Annotated in this window: 23 protein-coding genes and 1 pseudogene; 15 read left to right on the plus strand and 9 right to left on the minus strand. The window is 73.7% G+C overall.

The genetic code is table 11. The annotated features are described in order from the left end of the window. Window positions 1-67 precede the first annotated feature (67 nt). The 3 genes and pseudogenes from ACFU9E_RS13745 to ACFU9E_RS13755 form a co-directional block, all read right to left on the minus strand. Window positions 68-844, minus strand: coding sequence for a TIGR04222 domain-containing membrane protein (locus ACFU9E_RS13745; RefSeq protein ID WP_380684025.1), 777 nt, complete (start codon window positions 842-844; stop codon window positions 68-70). Window positions 845-942: 98 nt separating this feature from the next. After that, window positions 943-2,037 carry a TIGR04222 domain-containing membrane protein gene (locus tag ACFU9E_RS13750; protein WP_380684023.1) on the minus strand — a complete coding sequence of 365 codons (1,095 nt, stop codon included), beginning with the start codon at window positions 2,035-2,037 and terminating at the stop codon, window positions 943-945. A 98-nt stretch (window positions 2,038-2,135) separates the two neighbouring features. Then, window positions 2,136-3,601, minus strand: a pseudogene (locus ACFU9E_RS13755) (DUF692 family multinuclear iron-containing protein). A 267-nt stretch (window positions 3,602-3,868) separates the two neighbouring features. Here ACFU9E_RS13755 and ACFU9E_RS13760 point away from each other — a divergent pair. The 8 genes from ACFU9E_RS13760 to ACFU9E_RS13795 all read left to right on the plus strand — a co-directional run bounded on the left by ACFU9E_RS13760 (window position 3,869) and on the right by ACFU9E_RS13795 (window position 11,495). Beyond that, a complete protein-coding gene (locus ACFU9E_RS13760) occupies window positions 3,869-4,819 on the plus strand; it encodes a GNAT family N-acetyltransferase (protein ID WP_380684022.1) in 951 nt (316 codons plus the stop codon). Between the two features lie 152 nt (window positions 4,820-4,971). Then, a complete protein-coding gene (locus tag ACFU9E_RS13765; protein WP_355369177.1) occupies window positions 4,972-5,718 on the plus strand; it encodes a hypothetical protein in 747 nt (248 codons plus the stop codon). A 132-nt stretch (window positions 5,719-5,850) separates the two neighbouring features. Next, entirely contained in the window at window positions 5,851-6,855 is a 1,005-nt protein-coding gene (locus tag ACFU9E_RS13770; RefSeq protein ID WP_380684021.1) for an MBL fold metallo-hydrolase, read from the plus strand. A gap of 82 nt (window positions 6,856-6,937) precedes the next feature. Then, window positions 6,938-8,839, plus strand: a complete 1,902-nt coding sequence (locus ACFU9E_RS13775) for an ATP-binding protein (RefSeq protein ID WP_380715012.1) — start codon at window positions 6,938-6,940, stop codon at window positions 8,837-8,839. 11 nt (window positions 8,840-8,850) lie between these two features. After that, complete coding sequence (locus tag ACFU9E_RS13780; RefSeq protein WP_355369171.1) at window positions 8,851-9,303, plus strand: roadblock/LC7 domain-containing protein; 453 nt, start codon at window positions 8,851-8,853, stop codon at window positions 9,301-9,303. Then, on the plus strand, window positions 9,300-9,662 hold the full coding sequence (locus ACFU9E_RS13785) for a DUF742 domain-containing protein (protein WP_355369169.1): 363 nt from the start codon (window positions 9,300-9,302) through the stop codon (window positions 9,660-9,662). Before ACFU9E_RS13780 ends, ACFU9E_RS13785 begins: the two co-directional genes overlap by 4 nt. Next, on the plus strand, window positions 9,640-10,281 hold the full coding sequence (locus ACFU9E_RS13790) for an ATP/GTP-binding protein (protein WP_380684694.1): 642 nt from the start codon (window positions 9,640-9,642) through the stop codon (window positions 10,279-10,281). The genes ACFU9E_RS13785 and ACFU9E_RS13790 overlap by 23 nt, the downstream gene beginning before the upstream one ends. Continuing rightward, window positions 10,278-11,495, plus strand: coding sequence for a cytochrome P450 (locus ACFU9E_RS13795; protein WP_380684693.1), 1,218 nt, complete (start codon window positions 10,278-10,280; stop codon window positions 11,493-11,495). The genes ACFU9E_RS13790 and ACFU9E_RS13795 overlap by 4 nt, the downstream gene beginning before the upstream one ends. 57 nt (window positions 11,496-11,552) lie before the next feature. On the opposite strand, the gene msrB is transcribed toward ACFU9E_RS13795, so the two are convergent. From msrB to ACFU9E_RS13815, 4 genes are all read right to left on the minus strand, one after another. Then, window positions 11,553-11,957 (minus strand): peptide-methionine (R)-S-oxide reductase MsrB, encoded by a 405-nt coding sequence (gene msrB / locus ACFU9E_RS13800; protein ID WP_355369165.1) that lies wholly within the window; start codon window positions 11,955-11,957, stop codon window positions 11,553-11,555. A gap of 21 nt (window positions 11,958-11,978) precedes the next feature. Then, the gene (murC, locus tag ACFU9E_RS13805; protein ID WP_380684695.1) at window positions 11,979-13,361 is read right to left on the minus strand and encodes a UDP-N-acetylmuramate--L-alanine ligase; all 1,383 of its coding nucleotides are present in this window, start codon (window positions 13,359-13,361) and stop codon (window positions 11,979-11,981) included. A gap of 136 nt (window positions 13,362-13,497) precedes the next feature. Then, entirely contained in the window at window positions 13,498-13,959 is a 462-nt protein-coding gene (locus tag ACFU9E_RS13810) for an indole-3-glycerol phosphate synthase (protein WP_355369163.1), read from the minus strand. A gap of 141 nt (window positions 13,960-14,100) precedes the next feature. After that, a complete protein-coding gene (locus ACFU9E_RS13815; RefSeq protein WP_380684692.1) occupies window positions 14,101-14,868 on the minus strand; it encodes a pyrimidine reductase family protein in 768 nt (255 codons plus the stop codon). 87 nt (window positions 14,869-14,955) lie between these two features. Between ACFU9E_RS13815 and zapE the strand changes: the two genes are divergently transcribed. The 5 genes from zapE to ACFU9E_RS13840 all read left to right on the plus strand — a co-directional run bounded on the left by zapE (window position 14,956) and on the right by ACFU9E_RS13840 (window position 20,671). Beyond that, complete coding sequence (zapE, locus tag ACFU9E_RS13820) at window positions 14,956-16,011, plus strand: cell division protein ZapE (RefSeq protein WP_380684691.1); 1,056 nt, start codon at window positions 14,956-14,958, stop codon at window positions 16,009-16,011. Between the two features lie 89 nt (window positions 16,012-16,100). Further along, window positions 16,101-16,409, plus strand: a complete 309-nt coding sequence (locus tag ACFU9E_RS13825) for a helix-turn-helix domain-containing protein (protein ID WP_380684690.1) — start codon at window positions 16,101-16,103, stop codon at window positions 16,407-16,409. A gap of 44 nt (window positions 16,410-16,453) precedes the next feature. After that, the gene (gene uvrB, locus ACFU9E_RS13830; protein ID WP_380684688.1) at window positions 16,454-18,553 is read left to right on the plus strand and encodes an excinuclease ABC subunit UvrB; all 2,100 of its coding nucleotides are present in this window, start codon (window positions 16,454-16,456) and stop codon (window positions 18,551-18,553) included. 282 nt (window positions 18,554-18,835) lie between these two features. Further along, window positions 18,836-19,417: a TerD family protein gene (locus tag ACFU9E_RS13835; RefSeq protein ID WP_380684687.1), complete on the plus strand. Its 582-nt coding sequence runs from the start codon at window positions 18,836-18,838 to the stop codon at window positions 19,415-19,417. 270 nt (window positions 19,418-19,687) lie between these two features. After that, on the plus strand, window positions 19,688-20,671 hold the full coding sequence (locus tag ACFU9E_RS13840) for a TerC family protein (RefSeq protein ID WP_380684686.1): 984 nt from the start codon (window positions 19,688-19,690) through the stop codon (window positions 20,669-20,671). Window positions 20,672-20,760: 89 nt separating this feature from the next. Here the strand turns inward: ACFU9E_RS13840 and ACFU9E_RS13845 are convergent, their stop codons facing one another. Continuing rightward, the gene (locus ACFU9E_RS13845; protein WP_380688628.1) at window positions 20,761-21,414 is read right to left on the minus strand and encodes an MBL fold metallo-hydrolase; all 654 of its coding nucleotides are present in this window, start codon (window positions 21,412-21,414) and stop codon (window positions 20,761-20,763) included. Between the two features lie 58 nt (window positions 21,415-21,472). Continuing rightward, a complete protein-coding gene (locus ACFU9E_RS13850) occupies window positions 21,473-22,234 on the minus strand; it encodes a maleylpyruvate isomerase family mycothiol-dependent enzyme (RefSeq protein ID WP_380688626.1) in 762 nt (253 codons plus the stop codon). 290 nt (window positions 22,235-22,524) lie between these two features. On the opposite strand from ACFU9E_RS13850, the gene uvrA reads away from it, so the two are divergent. Continuing rightward, window positions 22,525-25,497 carry an excinuclease ABC subunit UvrA gene (gene uvrA / locus ACFU9E_RS13855; RefSeq protein WP_380688624.1) on the plus strand — a complete coding sequence of 991 codons (2,973 nt, stop codon included), beginning with the start codon at window positions 22,525-22,527 and terminating at the stop codon, window positions 25,495-25,497. Window positions 25,498-25,630: 133 nt separating this feature from the next. Further along, window positions 25,631-26,080, plus strand: coding sequence for a Rieske (2Fe-2S) protein (locus ACFU9E_RS13860; protein ID WP_380685354.1), 450 nt, complete (start codon window positions 25,631-25,633; stop codon window positions 26,078-26,080). Window positions 26,081-26,095 lie beyond the last annotated feature (15 nt).

The raw sequence follows: 26,095 nt of genomic DNA on the forward strand, positions 1-26,095 counted from the left end.
CAGGCGAAGGAGGGGTCCCGTCCACATCGGACGGGGCCCCTTCCCGCGTCAGTGGCGGCGTCCGGCGTCAGTGGCGGCGCAGGGCGGCGCGCAGCCGGGCGTCCGGGAGGGCGGCCGGGCCGTTCATGGCGACGGCGGTGAGCAGCTCGCGCTCGTCGTCGTCGGTCAGCCCGTGCTGGCGCGGAGGGCGCACCTCGCGGAGCACCTCCTGGCCGACCGGCGAGGCCCAGCGGGTATAGGGGTAGACATCGACCCGGGCCATCAGCAGGGTGCCCGAGGTGAGCACCAGCGGCAGCGAGAACCAGGCCAGCGGGGTCAGCGCGTCACCCTCCAGCAGACCGCCGGCGACCAGCGCGAGGACCAGCAGCACCAGGGAGAGCAGCAGCGCCTGCCGGACCTGCCGGACCACCAGCACGGTGTGCCGCTGGACGGCCGCCGGGGTGGCCAGTCCGGCCAGCGACAGCCGGCTGCCGATCTCCAGCACGGTGGGGTGGGCGGCCATCGCGGCCCGCAGGTCGTCGGTGCGGCACTGGCCCTCCGGGCCGACGGTGGCGATCACCGCGCGCTCCAGCCGGCTGCGCCCGCGCGGGTCGACGACGGTGGTCCAGCCGGTGTGGGCGAGGTGCAGCCGGCCCCGGGAGGCCATCAGGACGAGGGCGAGTTCGACGACCCGGTCCGGTCCGCCGGCCAGGTAGGCCGTCTCGTACAGCCCGATGCCGACCGCCTCGGGCGGTCGGGGGCCCTCCTGCCCGGAGAACGCGTCGGCGGCGGCGGTCATCCGGACCAGCCGGATGCAGGAGAGCACCGCGGCGACGCAGGCCGGGAGCAGGAAGAGCAACCACATGGGCTTGTTGTAGACCCGGCCGCGCCGCACGCGGTACGTGTTCCCGGACCGCGATACCGAACTGTGACGTCCGGCGGGGCGTCGGGCGGGGGCGGTGGTCAGGAGCCGCAGCCGCCGCCGCAGCTGGAACCGCAGCTGGACGAGGAGGAGGACCCGCAGCCGGAGGACCCCGAGGAGCAGCTGGACGACGACGAGGAGCTTCCTCCGCAGCCGCTGCTCCCGCCGCAGCTCGAACCCGAGGAACCGGAGCCGGAGTCGGACGAGCCGGAGTTGGAGTCGGAGGAGGAGCCGCACCAGACCGCCGGGCTGCTGCCGCAGCCGGAGGACGAGGAGCCGGAGGACGACGAGGACGAGGAGGACGCGGACGGCGAGCCGGCGGCGGACCAGCCGGCCGCCCCGACCGTCTGGTCGGCGGCGGCCGAGGCGAGCAGCGCCTGCCGCAGCTCCTCGTCGGCGAACTCGACGGCGACCAGGCCGCCGAGCGCGATGGCGCCGAGCAGCGCGGCGTCGGCGTTGCGGGCCCCGTGCCGGGGCCGCCACGGCGTGCCGTTGTCCATCAGGCCGAGCTGGCGGCGCCCGGCCGGGGTGATCCGGCCCTTGGGCGGCCGGGTGCCGAGCAGCGAGAGCAGGCCGACGGCGAGCAGCAGCAGCGGGATCCACAGCGCGGGACCGTCGTCGCCGGACCCGTCGTGCGAGGCGAGCGGGTAGGCGAGGGCGGTGAGGGCCACCGTGAGCAGTGGCGCGAGCCAGATGGACCGGTGCGCGGTCCTCGCCCGGCGCAGCCGGACGGGGTTGCGCAGCAGACCTCGCCCGGCGAGCTCGTCGCCGATCGCCTGGACGCCCGGCGAGCGCATCACGGCGAGGCGCAGCGGGTCGAGGTCGAGGCTGCGGGACGGGCCGACCGCCTCGACGATCGCGCGCTCCACGGCGTCCTGCGGGCGGTCGGCGGTGACGGTGACCAGCCGGGAGCGGCTGACCACGACGTGGCCGGCCCGGTGCATCCGGACCAGCGCGGTGTCGAAGACCCGGCCGGGGCCGCCGGCCAGGAAGGCGGCGTGCAGCAGGTGGAGGCCGCGGCCGGGCAGGCCCTGGGGGTTGGGGACGCGCAGGGCGGCCTGCCGGGCCCGTGAGGCCCACAGGACGGTGGCGGCCAGGACGGCGGCGGGGATCAGGTAGTAGGCGTCGTGCCACATGGGCGGGTTCCCCCGGTCGGTGAGACGTGGTCCGGGCGCGCGCGGCGCCGTGGTTCGGGCGGTTCTGGGGTGCGGGGTGCGGTGCGGCGGGAGGCCGCTCAGGTGTCGAGGCCCGGGCGCAGCGCTCGCCGCAGGCGGGCGAGCGGGCCCGGCGGGCGTTCCGGGGCCGGGTCGAGCCACCGCGCCAGCGAGCGGCGGACGTCGGCGTCCGGTCCCGCGCCGCCGGTGCCCGGGTCTTCCGGGCCTGGGCCTCCCGTGCCCGGGTCTTCCGGGCCCGGGCCTTCGGCGAGCACCCAGGCGGCGAAGGCCCGGGCGTCGGCGCGGTAGCCGCCGGTCTGCGGACGGCTGCGGGCGTAGGCGAGGAACAGCGGGCCGTACTGCGCGCCGAGCAGGCGGGGCAGGGCCGGGGCGACCTTGGCGGCGGTGTCCCGCCGTTTGGCGGCCAGACCGGCGGCCTGCGCGCGCACCTGCGCGGGGTCGAAGCCGGGCGGCACCGGGCCGCCGGCCACCAGGGCGGTGAGCAGCTCGGTCTGCCGGGCGGCCAGCCGGGCGCGGGCGGAGTCGGTGCCCCGGTCGGTACTGGCGCCCGGCCGGGTGTCGGTGCCCGGGTCGGTGCCGGTGTGCGGAGCCGCGGTCATCGGGCGGCACCGCCGTCCAGCACCCGCCGGATGGCGTCGAGCTCGGCCGCCAGCTCGGCGGGCGGCGGGAACGCGGCGTCGCGCTCCAGCAGCACCCCGGGCGGGGCGACCCGCGCGCACAGCTCGGCCAGCACCTCCAGCACCGGCTCGGTGACCGGGTGGGCGTGGGTGTCGTGCCAGACGCCGTCGACCAGGGTGCCGCCCGCGACGTGCACGTAGGCGAGCGCCTCCAGCGGCAGGCGGTCCAGCTCGGCGGCCGGGTCGATGCCGAGGTTGACCCGGTTGGTGTGCAGGTTGGCGACGTCGATCAGCAGCCGTACGCCGGTGCGCTCGACCAGCTCGGCGAGGAACTGGCCCTCGGTCAGCTCGTCGTCCGGCCAGGCCAGCTGGGCGGCGATGTTCTCCAGGGCCAGCGGCACCGGCAGCCGGTCCTGGGCGATCCGGACGTTCTCGGCGATCACTCGCAGCGCGTCGCGCGAGCGGGGCACCGGCAGCAGGTGGCCGGCCTCCAGGCCGCCGGCCCGGACGAACGCCAGGTGCTCGGTGACCAGCGGCGAGCCGAGCGCGCCGGCCGTCTCGGCGAGCCGGTCGAGACGGGCCGGGTCGGGCCGGTCGGCGCCGCCGAGGCCGAGCCCGACGCCGTGCGGGACGACGGTGAGGCCGCGCTCGCGCAGGATCCGCAGGGACTCCGGGAGGTGGCCGGCGCAGAGGTTCTCGGCGACCACCTCGACCCAGTCCAGGCCGGGCTGGCGCTCGACCACGGTGTCGATCTCGCTGCGCCAGCCGAGGCCGATGCCGAGCCGGCGGGCGTCGTCGGTGGTGTGGGTGGTGTGGGTGGTACCGGTGGTGTGAGTGCTGCCCGTCGTCGGTGCGGGCGTACGGGGTGCGGGCGTGGGCGGTGCGGGGTGCAGGGCAGGGGAGGTCATCGATGCGCCCCCTTCGGAGGGCCGGGTGGGAAGGCCGTCGGTCGGCCGGGCCTCGTCGCCGGGGCCGCCGGGCCGTGCTGGTGAGCATGTCCCCGGGCGGCTCGGCTGCCAAGCCTGGTCCGGTCATCTCAGAGCATTACTTGAGCTTGGCGTGGCGTCAATGAGCGATCCGTACCGCCGGGCCGCGGCAACGCCGCAGGTCGGGGCGGTCCCGGCCGGAAAAACCAGGGGCGGACGGTCCGGCTGTGGGGCTACCGTGACCTCCCTATGACACTTCTGACGATTCGTGACTTCCGACCGGAGGACGCCGAGGCCGTCGCGGCGGCCCACCGCGCCGGCCGTGAGCACCTGGTGCAGACGCCCGAGATGTTCGTCTGGCGCGAGGCCCGGCCGCCGAAGGGCTCCCACTACCGGACCTTCGTCGCCGAACTGGACGGCCGGGTGGTCGGCGCGGTCCGCTGCGGGGTGGTCGTCGGCACCACGACCACCGGCGTCGGCCACGCCAACGGCAGCGTCCTGCCCGGGTACCGGCGGCGCGGAGCCTTCACCGCCCTGCTGGCCGCCGCCGAGCGGCACCTGACCGGGCACGGCGTCGTCGAGCTGCACAGCTGGGTGGACGACGAGCCCGGCTCGCGCGCCTTCGCCGAGGCCCGGGGCTTCACCGCCGGCCGCACCGCCCACTTCGCGGGCCGCGACCTCGCCAAGCCGCTGCCGCCGGCCCCGCCGCTGCCGGCCGGTGTGGAGCTCCGCCCGACGAGCGACTTCGCGGCCGATCCCCGCCCGGTCTACGAGATCGAGGTGGACGCGGCGCGGGACGAGCCGGGCGAGATCGTGCTGGACGCCGTCGAGTACGACGCGTGGCTGGCAGGGGAGTGGAACCGTCCGGACCTCGACCGCGAGCTGACCGTGGTCGCCGTGGCCGACGGCCTGCCCGTCGCGTTCAGCGCCGTCAGCACCGACGGCGCGGACCGCTACTGGTCGGCGTTCACCGCCTGCCGCCGGGCGTACCGGGGGCGGGGGCTGAGCAAGCTCGCCAAGCTGGAGTCGCTGCGCCGCGCCCGCGCCGCCGGTCTGCGGCGGGCCTACACCTCCAACGACGCCACCAATGCGCCGATGCTCGCGATCAACGCCTGGCTGGGTTACGAGCGCTGCGCGAGCGAGCGGAAGTACATCAAGCGCCTGGACGGCGGCGTGGCCGGAGGTGGTGACGGAGCGTGACGAGACGCTGAGCCGTCCGGGTGAATTCGGGGCGTCCACCCGCGTGGGCGCTGGATGGGGCCCGGAACGCGTGCGTTCCCGGGGCCTCACGGGGCATCACCTCCGCGCAGTCTGTTCGTGCCCGAGTCGTCGGGCTTCCGCGCGGGGGTGCCATGGAGATCCTGCTCCAGATCCTGGTCGGGTTCGTCCCGGCGGTGATCGGCTTTCTCGCCGCCCGCTCGCTCGCCCGCACCAGGCTCTTCCTGCGCTACGGCTTCCTGCGGGTGCTGCTCGGGCCGTACGGCCGGGTGCAGATCGTCACCCCGAGCGTCGAGGCCGCCGAGTTCGCCTACGCCAAGGACGGCTGCCGGCTCACCAGCCGGGGGCCGCGGAACGTGCTCTTCATGCCGATGGCCGAGGCCCGGGCCATCGCCCAGCTCATCGACCTGCTGCGGAAGATCAACCGCAAGGCCACCATCGAGCTGGTCACCGCGGGCGCGCAGGACCCGAGGATGCCGACCTTCTCGATCGGCGGGCCGGCCGTCAACGCCTACTCGGCCGGCGTCCTGGCGGCCGGCTTCCCGGACTTCCGGCTGGAGCACCCGCACGCGGCCCGGGCCCGCTGGGGCGGGATGATCTTCGAGGCGCAGTACAACGCGGCCGACGAACTGGTCCGCGACCACGGCTTCGTGTTCGTCACCCGGACCGGCCGGCAGGCGCCCTGCGTGGTGCTCTGCGGGGTCTTCGCGTTCGGGTCGGCGATGGCGGTGGAGGCCCTGGCGGCGGCCGGCCGGCAGTCCCCGCTGGCCGCGCTGTTCCGTTCCGGGGAGAAGGGGTTCGTCGCCGTCGAGGGCCGGGTGATCGGCCTGGACACCGTGGACGTGACGGTCGAGGTCTGCCGCATCCTGCCCTCGGCCTGAGTGCGCGGGGGCAGGATTCGGCCGCCGCGGATCCGGGCAAACGGGACAGTCCGGGAGACTCTGGGACAGGAAGTGGCCGGATTCATCAGGCTTTTGCTCCACTACTGTCACATCATCGGCATAATCGCGCCCATGACGATCAACCGTGCGAACGTGAGCGCGATTGCCGAGGACCTCTACGTCTGGCTCCCGCCGAAGCGAGGATGGGGCCTGGCCAACTGCGGACTGCTCGCCGGTCCGCGGACGGCGCTGTGGATCGACACGCCGTACGACCCCTCGCTCGCCGCCGAGTTCCTCGCCGAGAGCCGCAAGCGGCTGGCCGACGGCGTCACCGTCGACCGGATCGTCGTCACCCACGCCAACGGCGACCACCTCTGGGGCGCGGGCGTGCTGCCGGACGCCGAGGTGATCGCCACCCGGGAGGCGCTGGAGCACATCCACTGGGAGCCGACGCCCCAGCAGACCCACGGCCTGGTCGTCGGCAGCGACCCGGACTCGCCGCTCGGCGACTACCTCCGGCGCCACTTCGGCCGGTTCGACTGGTCGCACACCGAGCCCGTCCACCCGGACACCGTCTTCCACGGCGAGCTGGAGCTGCGCGTCGGGGAGTACCCCGTGCAGATCACCGGCCTGCCCGCCGCGCACACCGGCGGCGACCTCATCGTCCACCTCCCGCGGCAGCGCGCGGTGTTCAGCGGCGACGTCATCTTCGGCTCCACCGCCGCGCAGCCCGGCGACCACCCCTCGCACTGGGCCGGGCCGCTGGAGAACATCATCGCCGCCTGCGAACAGATCCTGGCCACCGGCGCCGAGATCATCGTCCCCGGCCACGGCCCGGTGCTCGACCGGGCGGGCGTGCGCGAGCACATCGCCTACCTCGACCACGTCCGCGAGCGCGCGCACGCCCTGCACCGGGCCGGCCTGCCCGCCCTGGACGCCGCCCGGCGGATCATCGCCGAGCAGCGCCACCCCGAACTCGGCCTGCCCGAGCGGCTGGTGCTCACCGTCGCCGCCGAGTACCGGCACCTGGAGGACAGCGCGGTGCCGAACATCCTGGAGGCGATGAGCCAGGTGGCCCTGGTCGCCCGGGAGCTGGAGCAGGACGCCGAACGGCGCGTCCCCCGCCCGCGCGCCTGAGCCGGCCGCCGCCCCCCCCGAACCGCCCGTACCGCCCCCGCCCCGAGTCCGTTCTTCGTACAAGGAAACTCCGAGGACGCCGATGACGCAGCTGCTGGTCCCGGCCCTGGCGCTGATCGCGCTCGCCGCGCTCGCCGCGGCCGGGTGGCTGGCCCGCGGCCGCTCCCACGCGCTGGCCCGGGCCGCCGCCGCCGAGGCCTCGACCGGCCTGGCCGAGGAGCGCGCCCGGGTGGCCGAGGGCCGGGCCGGCCGCTCCGAGCAGCAGGCCCGCGAGGCGCGGGCCGAGGAGCAGCGGTCGGCCGAGCAGGCCCGCGGCGCGGCCGAGAGCGCGCTCGCCGCCGAGGACCGCGCCCGGCGGGCCGAGCACCGGGCGGCCGAGGACGGGCAACGGGCCGCCGAGGCCGACCAGGTGGCCGCCGAGGCGCGGCAGCGCGCCACCGGCGCCGAGCGGGCCGCCGCGGCGGCCGAACGCCGCACCGCCGCGCTGCTCGCCGAGATCGGCCACCTCGCCACCGAACGCGTGGTCGCCGCCGCCCTGCGGCTGAGCCACCCCAACGCGCCGATCGCCGGGCCGCTCGACGCCGCCGCCGTCGGCCCGGACGCCGTCCAGGCCCTGCAGGCCGTGCTGGACGCCGCCTCCGCCGCCGTCACCGACGAGCGGGAGCGGGTCGACGCCGCCGCCCGCGCCGCGATGCGCGGCGCCACCTCCAAGATCCAGACCCTGCTCTACCAGATCCAGAGCCTGGTCCAGCAGCTCCAGGACGACAACGACGACCCCCGGCTGCTGGAGGTCGACTTCCGCAACGAGGTCGCGCTGCGCCGGATCCAGACCGTCGCCGTGCTCTGCGAGGCCTGGCCGGGCCTGGCCCGCACCGACTCGCCGCTCGCCGAGGTGGTGGTCGGCGCGCTCTCCCGGGTGCCCGGCTACGCCCGCATCAAGGTGGCCAACCACCTGCGCGAGGACCGGCTCGCGGTGGTCGCCCGGGCCGCCGAGCCGGTGGCCATCGCCGTCGCCGAACTGCTCGCCAACGCCACCGCGTACTCGCACCCGGAGACCGACGTCCCGGTCACCGTCCAGCAGGGCGGCCGGGGCGCCCTGGTGATCGTCGACGACAGCGGCATCGGCATGGAGGAGGACCAGCTGCGCCGGGCCCGCCGGCTGCTGGCCGGCCCGCCCGAGGTGCTGCTCACCGAACTCGGCAACCCGCCCAGGACCGGGTTCGCGGTGGTCGGCAAGCTGGCCCGGCAGTACGGCTTCTCCTGCCACGTCGAGCCCTCCCCGTACGGCGGCATGCGCGCGCTGGTGCGGATCCCGGCCGGGCTGCTGACCGTGGTCGACGAGGAGCAGCCGCTCTCGGTGCTCACCCCGCTGCCGCTGCGCCCCGGGCCCGCGCCCGCCGCGCCGCCCGCCCCGGGCCCGACGGGCGGCCGCGTCCGCGACGGCGTCCCGGCCATCCGGGTCGTGCCGCCGGTGTCGGACGCGCCGGTGTCGGACGCTGCGCCGGTGCGCGCGGTCCCGCCGGTGCGCGCCGTCCCGGACGGGCCCGCCCCGGCGGACGACGGCAGCGGCCTGCCCAGCCGCCGCCGGCGCCGGCCGCTGACGCCCGGCCCGCAGCCCCAGGCCGCCTCCGCCGGAGCACCGGACCGGGGGCCGGCCACCGTCCGCCCGCTGCGGACGCCCGAGCAGGCCGCCGCCCGCTGGCAGGCGCTCCAGCACGGCACCGGCTCGGGCCGCGCCGCGGTCGCCGAGGCCGCGGCCGCCGAGTCCGGGACCGCCGAGGCCGAGGCCGAGACCGAGCGGACCGCCGACGCGACCGTCACCGAGGCCACCGGCACCCGTACCGAATCCGCCCCCCACCCCCCGTCCCCCGCGGCGACCGGCCCCGCCGGCGCCGACCGGGCGGCCCCGCCCCGCCCCGACGCCGACCGCACCGGCGCCGGTCCCGCGGACGCATCGGGCCGCCGCACCACCCAGAACCCCTGAGGAGCCGCGCCGTGAGCAGCACGCCCAGCCCCACCCGCACCACGCCCAGCCCGTCCGACACCGACGGCATCGCCTGGGTGCTGACCCCGCTCCTGGAGCTGCCCGGTGTCGTGCACGCGCTGATCGCCACCGGCGACGGCCTGGTCGAAGCCGCCTCCGACGGCCTCGCCCGTGCCTCCGCCGAGCGGGTCGCCGCGATGACCGCCACCGTGCACGCCGCCGCCCGGGCGTTCACCACCGCCTTCACCGACGCCGAGCAGCCCCGGCTGGCGCAGACCGTCGTCGAGTCCGAGCTGGGCTTCGCCGTCGTCGTCCCGGCCGGCGAGAACACCTCCCTCGCGGTGTTCACCACCCCCGACGCCCAACTCGGCAACGTCGCCTACCAGATGCAGGTCCAGGTCGCCGCCCTGGGCCGGGCACTGGCCAGCCCGGCCCGGCGTCAGGACGCCCCCGCCCGGTCATGACCGCCACTCCCCGCAGGCGGATGGTGCCCGCCTACCTGGTCACCGGCGGCCGGACCCGCCCGGGCGGCGACGGCTTCGAACGGCTCACCGTGCTGTTCGCGACCGGCGCCGACCGCCCGGCGGCGCTCGCGGAGCTGGAGGCGGAGCACCACCGGCTCTGGGACCTCTTACGACCCGGCGCGCTCACCGTGGTCGAGGCCGCCGCGCACCTGCGGCTGCCGGTCAGCGCCACGGTCTTCCTCGCGGCCGATCTGGTCGAGGCGGGCTGCCTGCACGCCCGCGCGCCGATCCCCCGCGCCCAGCAGACCGACCGCTCCCTCGTCGAGAGGCTCCTCGTTGGACTCCGCACTCTCCGGTAACCCGCCCGGCCCGGGGCGGCCGGACCGGGTGGGTTACCTGCCCGACCCCGAACAGACGCTGATGAAGCTGGTGGTCGCCGGCCCGTTCGGCGTCGGCAAGACCACCTTCATCCGCACCCTCTCGGAGATCCCGACCCTGCACACCGAGGAGGCGATGACCGAGACCGGCGCCCCCGTCGACGACGTGGCCGGCCTGCCCGGCAAGACCACCACCACGGTCGCGGTCGACTTCGGCCGGCTCACCCTGCCCGGCGAACTGGTGCTCTACATGTTCGGCACCCCCGGCCAGCGCCGGTTCTTCCCGCTCTGGCAGGACATCGCCCGCGGCGCCATCGGCGCCCTCGTCCTGGCGGACACCCGCCGGCTCGCCGACTCCTTCGAGATCATGGACATGGTCGAGGAGCAGGGCTTGCCCTACGCGGTCGCCGTCAACCGCTTCCCCGACTCGCCGGTGCACCCGGCCGCGGTCCTGCGCAGCCACCTCGACCTGCACCCCAGCACCCCGCTGGTGCTCTGCGACGCCCGGGAGCGCGGCTCCAGCCTGGACGCCCTGATCGCGCTCACCGAGCACGTCCTGCACGGCCTGCCCGCCTCCGCCCCGGCCCCGGAGCAGCCATGACCACCGACCCCGCGCACCCCCCGGCCGCGCTGCACGGCCCGGCCTTCGCCGCCGACCCGCAGGCCGTCTACGAGCGGCTGCGCCGCCAGGGCCCGGTCGCCGAGGTGGAGATCGCACCCGGCGTCACGGCCCTGCTGGTCACCGACTACCAGGCCGCCCTGGACCTGCTGCGCGACACCGACACCTTCTCCAAGGACTCCCGGGCCTGGCAGCGGACCGTCCCGCCGGACTCCCCGCTGCTGCCGGTGCTCGGCTACCGGCCGACCGCCCTGTTCAGCGACGGCGCGACGCACGCCCGCTACCGGCAGGTGATCACCGACGGCCTGGCGCTGCTGGAGCCGCACCTGCTGCAGCGCCGGGTCGCCGAGGTCGCGCACCGGCTGATCGGCGCCTTCGGCGAGACCGGCTCCGCCGACCTCATCGCCGACTACGCCCGCCGGCTGCCCGTGCACGTCCTCACCACCGGCTTCGGCGTGCCCGACGAGCACCGGGAACGGCTGGTGGCCGGCATCGTCGGCTCCATCGAGTCCACCCGGCACGCGGTGGCCGCGTACACGGACCTCGTCGAGGTGGTCACCGGGATGGTCGCCGAGCGCCGCGAACGCCCCCGGCACGACCTCACCTCGTGGTTCCTCACCCACCCGGCCGGGCTGGACAACGACGAGGTGGTCCGGCAGATCACCCTCACCATGATCGCCGGCAACGAGCCGACCACCAACCTCATCGGCAACGCCCTGCTGCGCCTGCTCACCGACGCTCGCTACGCCGGCTCGCTGTTCGGCGGGGCGATGACGGCGCACCAGGCGATCGACGAGGTGCTCTGGCACGAGCCGCCGCTGGCCAACCTCTCCGCCCACTACCCGCGCGTCGACGTCACCTTCCACGGCCGCGCCATCCCGGCGGGCTCGCTCGTCCTGGTCTCCTACGCGGCCGCCAACTCCCAGGCCGCCCCGCCCGCCGCCACCGCCGACGGCGTGGACACCGCCGGGCTGCGCAGCGGCGGCTCCGCCCATCTGGCCTGGGCGGCCGGCCCGCACGCCTGCCCGGCCCGCGACCCCGCCCTGCTGATCGCCATCACCGCGATCGAGCAGCTGACCAGCCGGATCGGCGACCTCGTACTTGCCGAGCCCGCCGACGCCCTGCACTGGCGCCCCGGCCCCTTCCACCGCGCCCTGGTCCGCCTCCCGGTCCGCTTCACCCCGGTCGCCGGATAGCGCGGGGCCCGGCACCCCACGGGTGTCCGGGCCCTCCACGCGTTCACGCGCTCCTTGTCACTCCGCCGGCTTCAGCGTGAGCGAGACCGAGTTGATGCAGTACCTCTGGTCGGTCGGCGTGCCGTAGCCCTCGCCCTCGAAGACGTGGCCGAGGTGCCCGCCGCAGCGGGCGCAGCGGACCTCCACCCGGCGCATGCCGAGCGAGGTGTCCTCGATGTACTGGACGCGGTCCCCGGCGAGCGGCGCGTAGTAGGACGGCCAGCCGCAGTGGCTGTCGAACTTGGTCTCCGAGCTGAACAGCTCAGTGCCGCAGGCCCGGCAGCTGTAGACGCCGACGGTCTTGGTGTCGGTGTACTCGCCGGTGAACGGGCGCTCGGTGCCGGCCTCCCGCAGGACGTGGTACTCCTCGGGGGAGAGCTGGGCGCGCCATTCGGCGTCGGTCTTCTCGATCTCGTAGCTCATGACGGCTCCCGGTCGCGTGACTCAGACGTTGGTGGCAACGTTCGACAGGTGCTCCAGGATTTCCGGGCCCAGGTTGGTCACGTCGCCGGCGCCCATGGTGAGCAGCAGGTCGCCCGGGCGGGCCAGGGCGGCCAGCACCGCGGGGGCGGCCGCGAAGTCGTGCTCGGCGGTCACCTCGGCGCCGGCCCGGCGGGCGGCGTCGATGATCAGCTCGCTGGTGACGCCGGGGACCGGGTCCTCGCGGGCCGGGTAGATGTCGAGCACCACGGAGGCGTCGGCCAGCGCCAGCGCGGCGCCCATCTCCTCGGCGAGCTGCTGGGTGCGGCTGAACAGGTGCGGCTGGAAGACCACCAGCACGCGCCCCTCGGTGGCCTCCCGGATGGCCTCCAGGTCGGCGGTCATCTCGGTCGGGTGGTGGGCGTAGGAGTCGATCACCTGGACCCCGCCCGCCTCGCCCTTGAGCTGCAGGCGGCGGCGCACGCCGGTGTAGGCGCCGAGCGCCTTGGCCAGGTCGGCGGCCGGCACGCCCAGGGCGACACCGGCGGCCAGCGCGGCGACCGCGTTGTGGGCGTAGTGGCGGCCGGGCACCGAGACGGTGAAGCCCAGCTCGGCGCCGTCCAGCAGCACGGTGACCTCGCTGGTCATGCCGCGCGGGACGACCGACAGGACGCGCAGGTCGGCGTCCTCGGCGGCGCCGACGGTGACCACGTTCAGGTCCGCGCGGCCGCGGACGCGGGCGGTCAGCTCCCGGGCGCCGTCGTGGTCGGCGGAGACGACCAGGGTGCCGCCGGGGACGATCCGGCCGACGAAGGTCTCGAAGGACTCGTGGATCTCGTCGATCGAGGCGTAGTTGGCGTGGTGGTCCAGCTCCACGTTGAGCACGATCGCCACCTCGGGCGCGTACTTGTGGAAGCTGCGGTCGCTCTCGTCGGCCTCGGCGACGAAGATCTCGCCGGTGCCGTGGTGGGCGTTGGAGCCGGGCGCGTCGAGGTCGCCGCCGATCGCGTAGGACGGGTCCAGGCCCAGCTCGCCGAGGGCGACGGCGAGCATGCTGGTGGTGGTGGTCTTGCCGTGGGTGCCGGCCACGGCCAGCGCCCGGCGCCCGCCCATCAGCGCGGCCAGCGCGTCCGAGCGGTGGACGACCGGGATGCCGCGCTCGCGGGCGGCGGCCAGCTCCGGGTTGTCGGCGCGGATGGCGCTGGAGACGACGATGCTGCTCGCGCCGTCCGGCACGTGCTCGGCGGCGTGCCCGATGTGCACGGTGGCGCCGAGCGCGCGCAGCGCGCGGACGGTCTCGGACTCCTTGGCGTCGCTGCCGGAGACGCCGGCCCCGCGCACCGCGAGGATCTTCGCCAGGCCGGACATCCCGGCGCCGCCGATGCCGATGAAGTGCGGGGCGTGCAGGTCGTGCGCGGCGTCGTTCAAGGCGGGGCTCCGTACGGGCGGGGGGTCAGGGGAGGGGCGGACGGCGTGCGAATCGTCCTCGCGGGCCGGACCGCGCCGGACCGCAAGGACGATTCTGCACCACTCCGGGGTCGCGTCAGGAGTCGCTGGCGAACAGCCGCAGCACCGGCACGCCCACCTTGTGGCGGGCCTGGGAGGCCCAGTCGCGGTGGAAGAACTCCTCCACGAAGTGCGGGGAGGTGAGCACCACCACCTCGTCGGCCTGGTGCTCCTCCACCACGGCGCGCAGCCGCTCCAGCGGCGACTCCTCGACCAGTTCGCCGACCGCCTCGGCGCCGGCCCGCCGCAGGTGGCGCAGGCTGTGCTCCAGCGACTCGGTGGCGACCGTCGGCCCGCTCTCCGACTCGTCGTGCTCGCGCACCACCTTGTCCAGGTGGCCGAGGGCGACGTCGTCCAGCGCCCGCAGCAGTTCGTCCTGCTTGCCGCGCGGCTGCATCAGGACGACGAAGGACACCTTCTCCTCGCTGTGGAGCGTGGTGACCAGCTCCACGTCCGCGTCGGAGAGCGCCTTCTCGATCATCAGTACCGTCTTGAACACGTGAATCCCTTCCAGTCGCCGGCCCCCGGGCTCCGGCTTCGCATCCCATACTGCCCGGCGGAAGCTTTCCGCACGCTGCCCACCCGGCACACGGGCCACGCGGAGGAGGCCGCAAGTGGGAGCGGGATCACGGTTCGGAGGTCACGGGGTGGGCGGACGCAGGTAGCGGGTGAAGAGGAATCCTTTCTGCTCGATCAATGAGACCAGCCGCATCCGCTGCACGTCGGGCATGCGCGCGTCGTTGAGGATGCGCGGCGCGTCGCCGCCGGTGATCAGCGGCGCCAGCGACAGGCACAGCTCGTCCAGCAGGTCCTCGGCGGCCAGCTGTCCCAGCAGCCGGGGCCCGCCCTCGGTCAGCAGCCGCGTCCAGCCCCGGTCGGCCAGCGCCGCGACCGCCGCCCGCAGGTCCACCGCGCCGCGCCCGACCGCGATCACGTCGGCGACCTCGGTCACCGCCGCCAGGCTGCGCACCGGCGCGTCCTCGGTGGTGATCACCACGGTGCGCACCAGCGGCTCGGTGAACAGCGGCGCCGCGAGGTCCAGCCCCAGCGAGCGGCTGACGATCGCGATCACGGGCGCCGGCGCCTGCCCGGCCGCGCGGCGGGCCTCGGCGAAGTCGGCCCGCGCCCGGGCCGGCCGGTACCCCTCGGCGCGCACCGTCTCGGCACCCACCAGCACCACGTCCGACAGCGCCCGCAGCACACCGAAGATCCGCTTGTCGGCCTCGCTGGAGAGCCCCTCGGAGAGCCCGTCCAGCCGGGCCCCGCCGTCCAGCCCGGCCACCATGTTGGCGCGCAGCCAGGGACGCCCGTGGTTCACCTGCCCGGGGTACGCGTAGACGGCGGCCAGCGCCTCCAGCGAACTCGGGTCGTCGAAGGTCTCCGCCACCGGGCTGATCAGCTGTTGCATGCCCCCAGTCTTCCACCGGGGGCCGCCCCGGGAGGTCCACCGGGTGCTCGTCCCGGGGGCCTCCGACCGGGCGTACCCTTATTCACCGTGTCCGCAGCTTCCCGCCCCGCCACCGCGACCGCGCCGATAGCCCTCACCGCCCGGCGCCCCGTCGTCCCCGCCGAGCGCCTGGTCGCCGAGATGGTGCCGCCGCCGCGCTTCTCCGACGTGAGCTTCGGGACGTACATCCCGGACCAGGCCCAGCCCAGCCAGTACGAGGCCGTGCAGGTCCTGGAGGAGTTCGCCGGCACGCTCAACAGCGGAAACGGTTCCGCCCCCAAGCGCAGCTGGTTCCGCCGCTCCGCCCCGGCCCCGGCCGGCCCGGCCGGCATCTACCTGGACGGCGGCTACGGCGTCGGCAAGACCCACCTGCTCGCCTCGCTCTGGCACGCCGCCCCCGGCCCCAAGGCCTTCGGCACCTTCGTCGAGCTGACCAACCTGGTCGGCGCGCTCGGCTTCCAGCAGGCCGTGCAGACCCTGTCCGGGCACAAACTGCTCTGCATCGACGAGTTCGAGCTCGACGACCCGGGCGACACCGTCCTGGTCTCCACCCTGCTCGGCCGCCTGGTGGAGAACGGCGTCAAGCTCTGCGCCACCTCCAACACCCTGCCGGAGAAGCTCGGCGAGGGCCGCTTCGCCGCCGCCGACTTCCTGCGCGAGATCCAGGGCCTGTCCGCGCACTTCCGCCCGATGCGGATCGACGGCCAGGACTACCGCCACCGCGGCCTGCCGGACGCCCCGCCGCCCTACCTGCCGGCCGAGGTCGACGCCGTGGCCGCCCGCACCCCGGGTGCCTCCCTCGACGACTTCGAGGCCCTGCTCGCCCACCTCTCCGCCGTCCACCCCAGCCGCTACGGCGCCCTGCTGGACGACGTGACCGCCGTCTGCCTGCGCGATGTGCGCCAGGTCGACGACCAGTCCACCGCCCTGCGCCTGGTCGTCCTCGCCGACCGCATGTACGACCGCGAACTCCCCATCACCGCCTCCGGCCTCCCCTTCGACCAGGTCTTCCCCGAGGAGATGCTCCGCGGCGGCTACCGCAAGAAGTACCTGCGCGCCATCTCCCGCCTGGTCGCCCTCGCCCGGGACAGCGCCCGCGCCTGAGGCCGTGACCGGCGCCCCGGTCGGGCGTTTCTCCCTGCGCACGGGCCCGCCGGTGACCACCAGGTCTACGACAGGGACGAGGAGGAGCGATGAGCAGCGGCTACCACACCCGCTGGGTCGTGCCGCCGGAGCACCGGGAGACCGAGGAGTACCGGGCGGCCGGGCGGCGGATGGCGCTGGCCGAGGCCGTACACGCCCGCCGCTCGGCGCTCGGCTGGACCCTCGCGGAGCTGGCCGGGCGGGCGGGGCTGGACGAGGAAACCGTCGAGAGCATCGAGGAGAGCGGGGTCGACCCCACCCTGCCGCTGATCGAGCGGCTGGCCGCCGCCTTCGACTCGGCGGTCCGCATCGACCCGGCGGGGGAGCCCGCCATCAGGTTCGAGGCCCACGCGGCCTGAGTGACCGGTGCTCGCTTGTCGGTGGTGGGTCGTACGGTGGAGGCGTGCGACCCATCACGAGTATTGAGCGGTCAGTGGCGCCCTTCGAGGTCGTCAGTCCCTACCAGCCCAACGGTGACCAGCCGGCGGCGATCGCGGAGCTGGAGCGGCGGATCCGGGGCGGGGAGAAGGACGTCGTCCTGCTCGGTGCCACCGGTACCGGCAAGTCGGCCACCACGGCCTGGATGATCGAGAAGCTGCAGCGGCCCACCCTGGTGATGGCGCCGAACAAGACGCTGGCCGCGCAGCTGGCGAACGAGTTCCGCGAGCTGCTGCCGAACAACGCGGTCGAGTACTTCGTCTCGTACTACGACTACTACCAGCCCGAGGCGTACGTCCCGCAGACGGACACCTACATCGAGAAGGACTCCTCGATCAACGAGGAGGTCGAGCGGCTGCGCCACTCGGCGACCAACTCGCTGCTCACCCGCCGGGACGTGGTCGTGGTCGCGTCCGTGTCCTGCATCTACGGCCTCGGCACGCCGCAGGAGTACGTGGACCGGATGGTGCGGCTGAAGGTCGGCGAGGAGATCGACCGGGACGTCCTGCTCCGGCGCTTCGTCGACATCCAGTACACCCGCAACGACCTCGCCTTCACCCGCGGCACCTTCCGGGTGCGCGGCGACACCATCGAGATCTTCCCGGTCTACGAGGAACTGGCCGTCCGGATCGAGATGTTCGGCGACGAGATCGAGGCGCTGTACACGCTGCACCCGCTCACCGGCGAGATCATCAGCCAGGACGACTCGGTGTACGTCTTCCCGGCCTCGCACTACGTGGCGGGCCCGGAGCGGATGGAGCGCGCGGTCAACGGCATCGAGAAGGAGCTGGAGGAGACCCTCGCCCGGATGGAGAAGCAGGGCAAGCTGCTGGAGGCCCAGCGGCTGCGCATGCGCACCACCTACGACATCGAGATGCTCCGCCAGATCGGCACCTGCTCCGGCGTGGAGAACTACTCGATGCACTTCGACGGCCGCGAGCCCGGTTCCCCGCCGAACACCCTGCTCGACTACTTCCCGGAGGACTTCCTCCTGGTGATCGACGAGTCGCACGTCACCGTCCCGCAGATCGGTGCGATGTACGAGGGCGACGCCTCGCGCAAGCGCACCCTGGTCGAGCACGGCTTCCGGCTGCCGTCCGCGATGGACAACCGCCCGCTGAAGTGGGAGGAGTTCCTGGAGCGGATCGGCCAGACCGTCTACCTGTCGGCGACCCCGGGCGCGTACGAGCTGTCGCGCGGCGACGGCCAGGTCGAGCAGATCATCCGCCCGACCGGCCTGATCGACCCCGAGGTGATCGTCAAGCCGACCGAGGGCCAGATCGACGACCTGGTGCACGAGGTCCGCAAGCGGGTGGAGAAGGACGAGCGCGTCCTGGTCACCACGCTCACCAAGAAGATGGCCGAGGACCTCACCGACTACATGCTCGGCCTGGACATCCGGGTGCGGTACCTGCACAGCGACATCGACACGCTGCGCCGGGTGGAGCTGCTGCGCGAGCTGCGGGCCGGCGAGTACGACGTGCTGGTCGGCATCAACCTGCTCCGTGAGGGCCTGGACCTGCCGGAGGTCTCGCTGGTGGCGATCCTGGACGCGGACAAGGAGGGCTTCCTGCGCTCCGGCACCTCGCTGATCCAGACCATCGGCCGCGCCGCCCGCAACGTCTCCGGCCAGGTGCACATGTACGCGGACCGGATCACCGCGGCCATGGAGAAGGCGATCGAGGAGACCAACCGCCGCCGGGAGGTGCAGCAGGCGTACAACAAGAAGCACGGGATCGACCCGCAGCCGCTGCGCAAGAAGATCGGCGACATCCTGGACACCCTCGCCCGCGAGGACGTGGACACCGGCGAGCTGCTGTCCAGCGGCTACCGCGGCTCGGGCGGCGGCAAGGGCGGCAAGGCCCCGGTGCCGGCGCTGGGCGCCGAGCGCAAGCCGGCGAAGTCGCTGCCGGCGGCCGAGCTGGCCGAGCTGATCCAGTCGATGACGGAGCGGATGCACGCCGCCGCGGTCGACCTGCAGTTCGAGGTGGCGGCCCGGCTGCGCGACGAGGTCAAGGAGCTGAAGAAGGAGCTGCGGCAGATGCGCGAGGCCGGTATCGCGTAGCGGCCGCGGAACGGCTCGCGGCCCCGTCCGCGACCCCCTCCACGACGGCGCCCGCCGGGCCTGGCCGGTTACGTCCCCGGTCAAGCCCGGCGGTGTCTCAGCCCTGCCACAAACGGGTACAGGGCGGACAGCTCGCCCGACCGCAGGCTCTAGGCTGGCCTGCGGCGCCGCTCCGGGACGGGTGGGCCGGAAGAGGGGGCCTCAGCCGGGGGACGGCAACGGGGTGTTCCACCGTGGGGCCGGCGCGGGTGCCCGCGCGGCCGGGCAGAGAGGACATGCGCCGTGTCGGTGAACCTTGCCAAGGGCCAGCGGGTCAGTCTGCAGAAGGGGCCGGGGGAGACGCTCACCGTCGTCCGGATGGGCCTGGGCTGGAAGGCGGCGCCCCGGCGGGGCCTGTTCGGCAGCCGGACCCGGCAGATCGACCTGGACGCCTCGGCGCTGCTGTACGAGGAGCGGACCCCGTCCGACGTGGTGTTCTTCCAGCACCTGCAGAGCGCCGACGGCTCGGTGCGGCACACCGGGGACAACCTCGTCGGCGGATCCGGCGCGGGGGAGGACGACGAGTCGATCCTGGTGGACCTGGTGCACGTGCCGCCGCAGATCACCCAGGTGGTGTTCACGGTCAGCTCGTACACTGGACAGACCTTCGCCGAGGTGCAGAACGCGCACTGCCGGCTGGTGGACGAGTCGACCGGGCTGGAGCTGGCCCGCTACGAGCTGACCGGCGGCGGCCCGCACACCGGCCAGGTCATGGCGAAGGTGTTCCGGGACGGCAACGGCGGCTGGGAGATGCAGGCGATCGGCGCCCCGGCCAAGGGGCGGACCTTCCAGGACCTGCTGCCGGCCATCGAGCCGTTCCTCTGACCCCGCTGCGGCCCTTCAGCTGACCCCCGCTGCGCCCCTTCCGCGGTCGCGGCCCTGACGGGTCTTTACCTTCTTTACCTTTCTTTGGGGATGCTGTTACCCTTCTTGCAGCGGAGGGGAGTATTCCCACGCAGCCGTCCCGTCATCACGGGCGCCCGTCGCGGCGCCCCGGGGCGCTGGTCCGCGGGTGCGCCGACGCGCGTCCGACGGGCGGAAGAGACCTCCGGCAAGTGACGATGACTGTCTCGCCTACCTGCCGGAGGAGCAGTAGTGGACGTTTCCGTAAGCCTTTGGGTCGGCACCATCGCGGTGCTGTTGGCCCTGATCGTGGCCGATTTCTTCATCGGCGGCCGCAAGCCGCACGAGGTGTCGATCAAGGAAGCCGGCATCTGGACCACGGTCTGGGTGGTGCTGGCGGCGATCTTCGGCGGTTTCCTCTGGTGGCACTCCGGCTCGACGCCGGCCGGTGAGTTCTTCGCCGGCTACATCACCGAGAAGTCGCTCAGTGTCGACAACCTCTTCGTCTTCATCCTGATCATGGGCAAGTTCGCGGTGCCGAAGATCTACCAGCAGCGCGTGCTGATGTTCGGTGTGATCATCGCGCTGGTGCTGCGCGCGGTCTTCATCGCCGGCGGTGCCGCGCTGGTCGCCCAGTTCTCCTGGGTGTTCTTCATCTTCGGCGGCTTCCTGATCTGGACGGCCTGGAAGCTGATCAAGGAGGCGCGGGCCGACGAGGAGGACGAGGAGTTCGAGGAGAACCGCCTCCTCAAGTCGATCGAGAAGCGCTTCCCGTCGACCGACAAGTACCACGGCACCAAGCTCTTCATTCGGGAGAACGGCCGCCGGCTGATGACCCCGATGCTGATCGTCATGCTGGCGATCGGCACCACCGACGTGCTGTTCGCGCTGGACTCGATCCCGGCGATCTTCGGCCTGACCCAGGACCCGTACATCGTCTTCACCGCCAACGCCTTCGCCCTCATGGGCCTGCGCCAGCTGTACTTCCTGATCGGCGGCCTGCTGAAGAAGCTGGTCCACCTCTCGTACGGCCTGTCGGTGATCCTCGGCTTCATCGGCGTGAAGCTGGTGCTGCACGCGCTGCACGAGCAGGGCGTGCACGTGCCGGAGATCGGCATCCCGTTCTCGCTGGGCTTCATCGTGGTCGTGCTCGCCGTCACCACCGTGACCAGCCTGATGGCCTCCAGGAAGGCCGCCCTGGCCGAGCAGGACGAGCCCCAGAAGCTGGACGCCTGACCCCGCACCCCCCCGGAACAGGGCGGGCCCGCGACCGAGCAGCGGTCGCGGGCCCGCCCCTTGCGCGTCCGGGGGACTGCCGGCCGCGACTACCAGCCGCGCTCGCGCCACTCGGCGAGGTGGGGGCGCTCGGCGCCGAGGGTGGTGTCGTTGCCGTGGCCGGGGTAGACCCAGGCCTCGTCCGGGAGGGCGTCGAAGATCTTCTCGTTGACGTCCCGGAAGAGGCTCTCGAAGGCCGTCCGGTCGCCCCAGGTGTTCCCGACCCCGCCGGGGAACAGGCAGTCGCCCGTGAACACGTGCGGGTGGCCCTGCGGGTCGTCGTAGACCAGCACGATCGCCCCGGGGGTGTGGCCGACCAGGTGCCGCACGGTCAGCGCGCAGCGGCCCACGGCGAGGGTGTCGCCGTCCGCGAGCGGCAGCGCGGTGGGGACGTCGATGCCCTCCGCGTCGTGCTCGCCGGCCGCGGTGCGGGCGCCGGTGGCGGCGACCACCTCGGCCAGCGCGTTCCAGTGGTCGCGGTGCCGGTGGGTGGTGACGACGGTGGCCAGGTTCTCGCCGACCGTCTCCAGCAGCACCGGCGCGTCCGCCGCGGCGTCGATCAGCAGCTGCTCGTCGGTGTCGCGGCAGCGCAGCAGGTAGGCGTTGTTGTCGTAGGGGCCGACCGCCACCTTGGTGATGATCAGATGCGCCAGCTCGCGCACGTCCGGCGGCCCGCCGACCTTGACCGCTCCGTGGTACGTCATCCGTCCGCTCCTTGTCGGGCTACAGGGTTCGAGGTCATCCTCGCGCCTGGCGGGCCGCTCAGCCCAGCGGGGGCAGGGTGGGCAGCGCGGTGTCGGGGGTGCGGCGCAGGCCGTCGCCGTCGGCGCGGCCGGAGAGCCAGGCGAGCAGGGCGCGGACCGGGCCCTCGACGGTCAGGGCGGGGGTGCCGGTGCCGATCACGGCGCGCTCGGCGGTGTCGTCGGCGAACAGCTCGACGGCGGGCAGGTCGGCGCCGGACAGCTTGCCGGCGAGCCGGCGGAACTCGGCGGCGGCGAACTCGGCCGGCCAGTGCGCGGGGGTGTAGCCGGCGTCCAGGTCGACGTGGTGGTACTCGACCTCCATCAGGCGCTTCCAGGGGATCTCGTAGGCGGGGAAGCGGTAGCCGTGGCGGTGCCGGACCTCGGCGGCCCAGGCGTCGGCGGGCAGCCGGGCGGCGGCCGCGGTGAAGTGCCCGTCGGTGGCGCTCAGGTCGGCGAGCTGGACGTCGGCCGGGCGGGGCGCGCCCTCCTCGATGCCCAGGTCGCGGGCCTCCTCGCTCGGGTACTGGGGGATGTCGGTGCCGGTGCGGGCGCCGTCCAGCAGGTTGACCAGGGAGTCGGCGTTGCGGGCGAGGTGGGCCAGGACGTGGCCGCGGGTCCAGCCGGGCAGGGCGGATGGCTCGGCGACGGCGCCGGGCCCGAGCTCGGCGACGGTGTGCAGCAGGTGCCGGGTGCTCTCCTCGACCTGCGCCAGGTGGCGCGCGGCGCGGGCGGCGGCGGAGGCCGCGGCGGACGGGGCCGCGGCGGACTGCGGGTCGGTCATGGATCGGCCTTCCGTGGGGACGGCGCGTTGCCCGCTCGGGGCTCCGCTCGTTGAAGGGGGCGACGCCGGGGACGCCGGGGACGACGCTACCCCCGTTCCCCGGCGCTGAGCAGGGGCTTTTGCGAACCGCACGGCAAGGCTCCGCAAGCCGTCCTCACTCGTTCGGGTGGACCCGGCTGGACAAGGTCGTTAATCGAACGCGTGAGCTAGTAGGCTGGCTGCCGCATCCTGGAAGAAGCACACCTTCGTTTCCCCCAGCCCTCTCGCCCCGGAGAAAGGCGCCAGAAGCAGTGGCCGACCGCCTCATCGTCCGCGGTGCTCGCGAGCACAACCTCAAGAACGTCTCGCTCGACCTGCCCCGCGATTCCCTCATCGTCTTCACGGGCCTCTCCGGCTCCGGCAAGTCCTCGCTCGCCTTCGACACCATCTTCGCCGAGGGCCAGCGCCGCTACGTCGAGTCGCTGTCGTCCTACGCCCGCCAGTTCCTCGGCCAGATGGACAAGCCCGACGTGGACTTCATCGAGGGCCTCTCCCCGGCCGTCTCGATCGACCAGAAGTCCACCAACCGCAACCCGCGGTCGACCGTCGGCACCATCACCGAGGTCTACGACTACCTCCGCCTGCTGTTCGCCCGGATCGGCAAGCCGCACTGTCCGCACTGCGGGCGCCCGATCGCCAAGCAGTCCCCGCAGGCCATCGTCGACAAGGTGCTCGAACTCGCCGAGGGCACCCGCTTCCAGGTGCTCAGCCCGGTGGTCCGGGAGCGCAAGGGCGAGTTCGTCGACCTCTTCGCCGACCTCCAGTCCAAGGGCTACGCCCGCGCCCGGGTGGACGGCGAGACGGTCCAGCTCGCCGAGCCGCCCAAGCTCAAGAAGCAGGAGAAGCACACCGTCGAGGTGGTGATCGACCGCCTCACCGTCAAGGAGAGCGCCAAGCGCCGCCTGACCGACTCGGTGGAGACCGCCCTGCGGCTGAGCGGCGGCATGGTCGTGCTCGACTTCGTCGACCTCCCCGAGGACGACCCCGAGCGCGAGCGGATGTACTCCGAGCACCTCTACTGCCCGTACGACGACGTGTCCTTCGAGGAGCTGGAGCCGCGCTCGTTCTCCTTCAACTCGCCGTTCGGCGCCTGCCCGGACTGCTCCGGCCTCGGCAACCGGATGGAGGTGGACCCGGAGCTGGTGGTGCCCGACGAGGAGCGCTCGCTGGACGAGGGCGCCATCCACCCGTGGTCCGGCGGCCACACCAAGGAGTACTTCCAGCGGCTGATCGACGCCCTCGCCGGCGAGCTGGGCTTCCGCACCGACATCCCCTGGGCCGGGCTGCCGGCCCGCGCCAAGAAGGCGCTGCTGTACGGGCACAAGCACCAGGTGCAGGTCCGCTACCGCAACCGCTACGGGCGCGACCGGTCCTACAGCACCGGCTTCGAGGGCGCGGTGCCGTTCATCCAGCGCCGCCACCAGGAGGCCGAGAGCGACTCCAGCCGCGAGCGCTTCGAGGGCTACATGCGCGAGGTGCCCTGCCCGACCTGCCGGGGCACCCGGCTCAAGCCGGTGGTGCTCGCGGTCACCGTCGAGGACCGCTCGATCGCCGACGTCTCCTCGATGTCGATCAGCGACTGCTCGGACTTCCTCGGCGCGATGAAGCTGAACGCCCGGGACAAGCAGATCGCCGAGCGCGTCCTCAAGGAGGTCAACGAGCGGCTGCGCTTCCTGGTCGACGTCGGCCTGGACTACCTCTCGCTGGACCGCGCCGCCGGCACGCTCTCCGGCGGCGAGGCCCAGCGCATCCGGCTCGCCACCCAGATCGGCTCCGGCCTGGTCGGCGTGCTCTACGTGCTGGACGAGCCGTCCATCGGCCTGCACCAGCGCGACAACCACCGGCTGATCGAGACCCTCGTGCGGCTGCGCGACATCGGCAACACGCTGATCGTCGTCGAGCACGACGAGGACACCATCAAGATGGCCGACTGGGTGGTCGACATCGGCCCCGGCGCCGGTGAGCACGGCGGCAAGGTGGTGCACTCCGGCTCGCTGAAGCAGCTGCTCGGCAACAAGGAGTCGCTGACCGGCCAGTACCTCTCCGGCAAGCGCTTCATCCCGATCCCGCAGGAGCGGCGCGCGCGCGACAGGAAGCGCCAGCTCACCGTGCACGGCGCCCGCGAGCACAACCTCAAGGACGTCACGGTCGGCTTCCCGCTGGGCACCTTCACCGCGATCACCGGCGTCTCCGGCTCGGGCAAGTCCACCCTGGTCAACGACATCCTCTACACCCACCTCGCCCGGGAGCTGAACGGCGCCCGCACGGTGCCCGGCCGGCACACCCGGATCACCGGCACCGATCTGGTGGACAAGGTGGTGCACGTCGACCAGTCGCCGATCGGCCGTACCCCGCGCTCCAACCCGGCCACCTACACCGGCGTGTTCGACCACGTCCGGCGGCTCTTCGCGGAGACCCAGGAGGCCAAGGTCCGCGGCTACCTGCCGGGCCGGTTCTCGTTCAACGTCAAGGGCGGCCGCTGCGAGAACTGCTCCGGCGACGGCACCATCAAGATCGAGATGAACTTCCTGCCGGACGTCTACGTGCCGTGCGAGGTCTGCCACGGCGCCCGGTACAACCGGGAGACGCTGGAGGTCCACTACAAGGGCAAGTCCATCGCCGAGGTGCTGGACATGCCGATCGAGGAGGCGCTCGGCTTCTTCGAGGCCGTCCCGGCGATCGCCCGCCACCTGCGGACGCTCAACGACGTCGGCCTCGGCTACGTCCGCCTCGGCCAGTCCGCGCCCACCCTCTCCGGCGGCGAGGCCCAGCGCGTCAAGCTCGCCTCCGAGCTGCAGAAGCGCTCCACCGGCCGGACCGTCTACGTGCTGGACGAGCCCACCACCGGTCTGCACTTCGAGGACATCAGCAAGCTGATCAAGGTGCTCACCGGCCTGGTGGACAAGGGCAACACGGTGATCGTCATCGAGCACAACCTCGACGTCATCAAGACCGCCGACTGGATCGTCGACATGGGCCCCGAGGGCGGCTCCGGCGGCGGCACCGTGGTCGCCGAGGGCACCCCCGAGGAGATCGCCGCCGTGGCGGAGAGCCACACCGGCAAGTTCCTGCGCGACATCCTGCCCGGCGACTTCGCCGACGCACCGGTCGCCCCGGCCAAGGCCAAGGCCCCGGCCCGGGCGAAGGCCCCGGCCAAGACCGCGGCGAAGGCGCCGGCCAAGGCGAAGTCCCCCGCCAAGCGCACCACGGCGGCGCGCAAGTAGCCCACGGCGCCCGGAACCCGCCGCGCCCGCGTTCGCCCGCCCCCGGCACGCCCGGGGGCGGGCGGATGAGGACGCATAGACTTCCGGGCGGCCCGCAGCCGCGGCGCCGCCGTCGAACCAGGAGCTCCCCGCCATGTCCGAGGCCCCCGAGAGCCAGGCCCCCGAAGGCCCCGCCCCCACCCGCCGCACCCTGCTCTGCGGAGCCGCGGCCGTCCTCGCCGCCGGCGGCACCCTCGCCGTCTCCGGCTGCTCCTCCTCCGCCTCCGACTCCGGTTCCACCGCGAAGACCCCGGTCGACGTCGGCCCCGCCTCCGCCGTCCCGGTCGGCGGCGGCACCGTCTACCGCGAGAAGAAGATCGTCGTCACCCAGCCCAGCGAGGGCCAGTACAAGGCGTTCAGCGCCAAGTGCACCCACGCCGGCTGCATCGTCGACCAGGTCAAGAACCAGAAGATCCAATGCCCCTGCCACGGCAGCCTGTTCGGCATCGCCGACGGCGCCGTGCTGGACGGTCCGGCCCCGACCCCGCTGCCCGAGTACACCGTGGCGGTCGAGGGCGGCAACCTCAAGGTGACCCCCCGCTGAAGCAGTTGATCTCCC

The sequence above is a fragment of the Kitasatospora sp. NPDC057595 genome, from assembly GCF_042800875.1.
Classification (GTDB): Bacteria; Actinomycetota; Actinomycetes; order Streptomycetales; family Streptomycetaceae; genus Kitasatospora.

Bases quoted from the DNA above. Each gene is read 5' to 3' on its own strand.
- ACFU9E_RS13860 (WP_380685354.1), top strand. From the start codon at position 25,631: ATGTCCGAGGCCCCCGAGAGCCAGGCCCCCGAAGGCCCCGCCCCCACC.
- ACFU9E_RS13825 (WP_380684690.1), top strand. From the start codon at position 16,101: ATGAGCAGCGGCTACCACACCCGCTGGGTCGTGCCGCCGGAGCACCGG.
- ACFU9E_RS13815 (WP_380684692.1), bottom strand. From the start codon at position 14,868: ATGCAACAGCTGATCAGCCCGGTGGCGGAGACCTTCGACGACCCGAGT.
- ACFU9E_RS13750 (WP_380684023.1), bottom strand. From the start codon at position 2,037: ATGTGGCACGACGCCTACTACCTGATCCCCGCCGCCGTCCTGGCCGCC.
- ACFU9E_RS13845 (WP_380688628.1), bottom strand. From the start codon at position 21,414: ATGACGTACCACGGAGCGGTCAAGGTCGGCGGGCCGCCGGACGTGCGC.
- ACFU9E_RS13775 (WP_380715012.1), top strand. From the start codon at position 6,938: ATGACGCAGCTGCTGGTCCCGGCCCTGGCGCTGATCGCGCTCGCCGCG.
- ACFU9E_RS13795 (WP_380684693.1), top strand. From the start codon at position 10,278: ATGACCACCGACCCCGCGCACCCCCCGGCCGCGCTGCACGGCCCGGCC.
- ACFU9E_RS13765 (WP_355369177.1), top strand. From the start codon at position 4,972: ATGGAGATCCTGCTCCAGATCCTGGTCGGGTTCGTCCCGGCGGTGATC.
- ACFU9E_RS13745 (WP_380684025.1), bottom strand. From the start codon at position 844: ATGTGGTTGCTCTTCCTGCTCCCGGCCTGCGTCGCCGCGGTGCTCTCC.
- ACFU9E_RS13760 (WP_380684022.1), top strand. From the start codon at position 3,869: ATGACACTTCTGACGATTCGTGACTTCCGACCGGAGGACGCCGAGGCC.
- ACFU9E_RS13785 (WP_355369169.1), top strand. From the start codon at position 9,300: ATGACCGCCACTCCCCGCAGGCGGATGGTGCCCGCCTACCTGGTCACC.
- ACFU9E_RS13770 (WP_380684021.1), top strand. From the start codon at position 5,851: ATGACGATCAACCGTGCGAACGTGAGCGCGATTGCCGAGGACCTCTAC.
- ACFU9E_RS13850 (WP_380688626.1), bottom strand. From the start codon at position 22,234: ATGACCGACCCGCAGTCCGCCGCGGCCCCGTCCGCCGCGGCCTCCGCC.
- msrB (WP_355369165.1), bottom strand. From the start codon at position 11,957: ATGAGCTACGAGATCGAGAAGACCGACGCCGAATGGCGCGCCCAGCTC.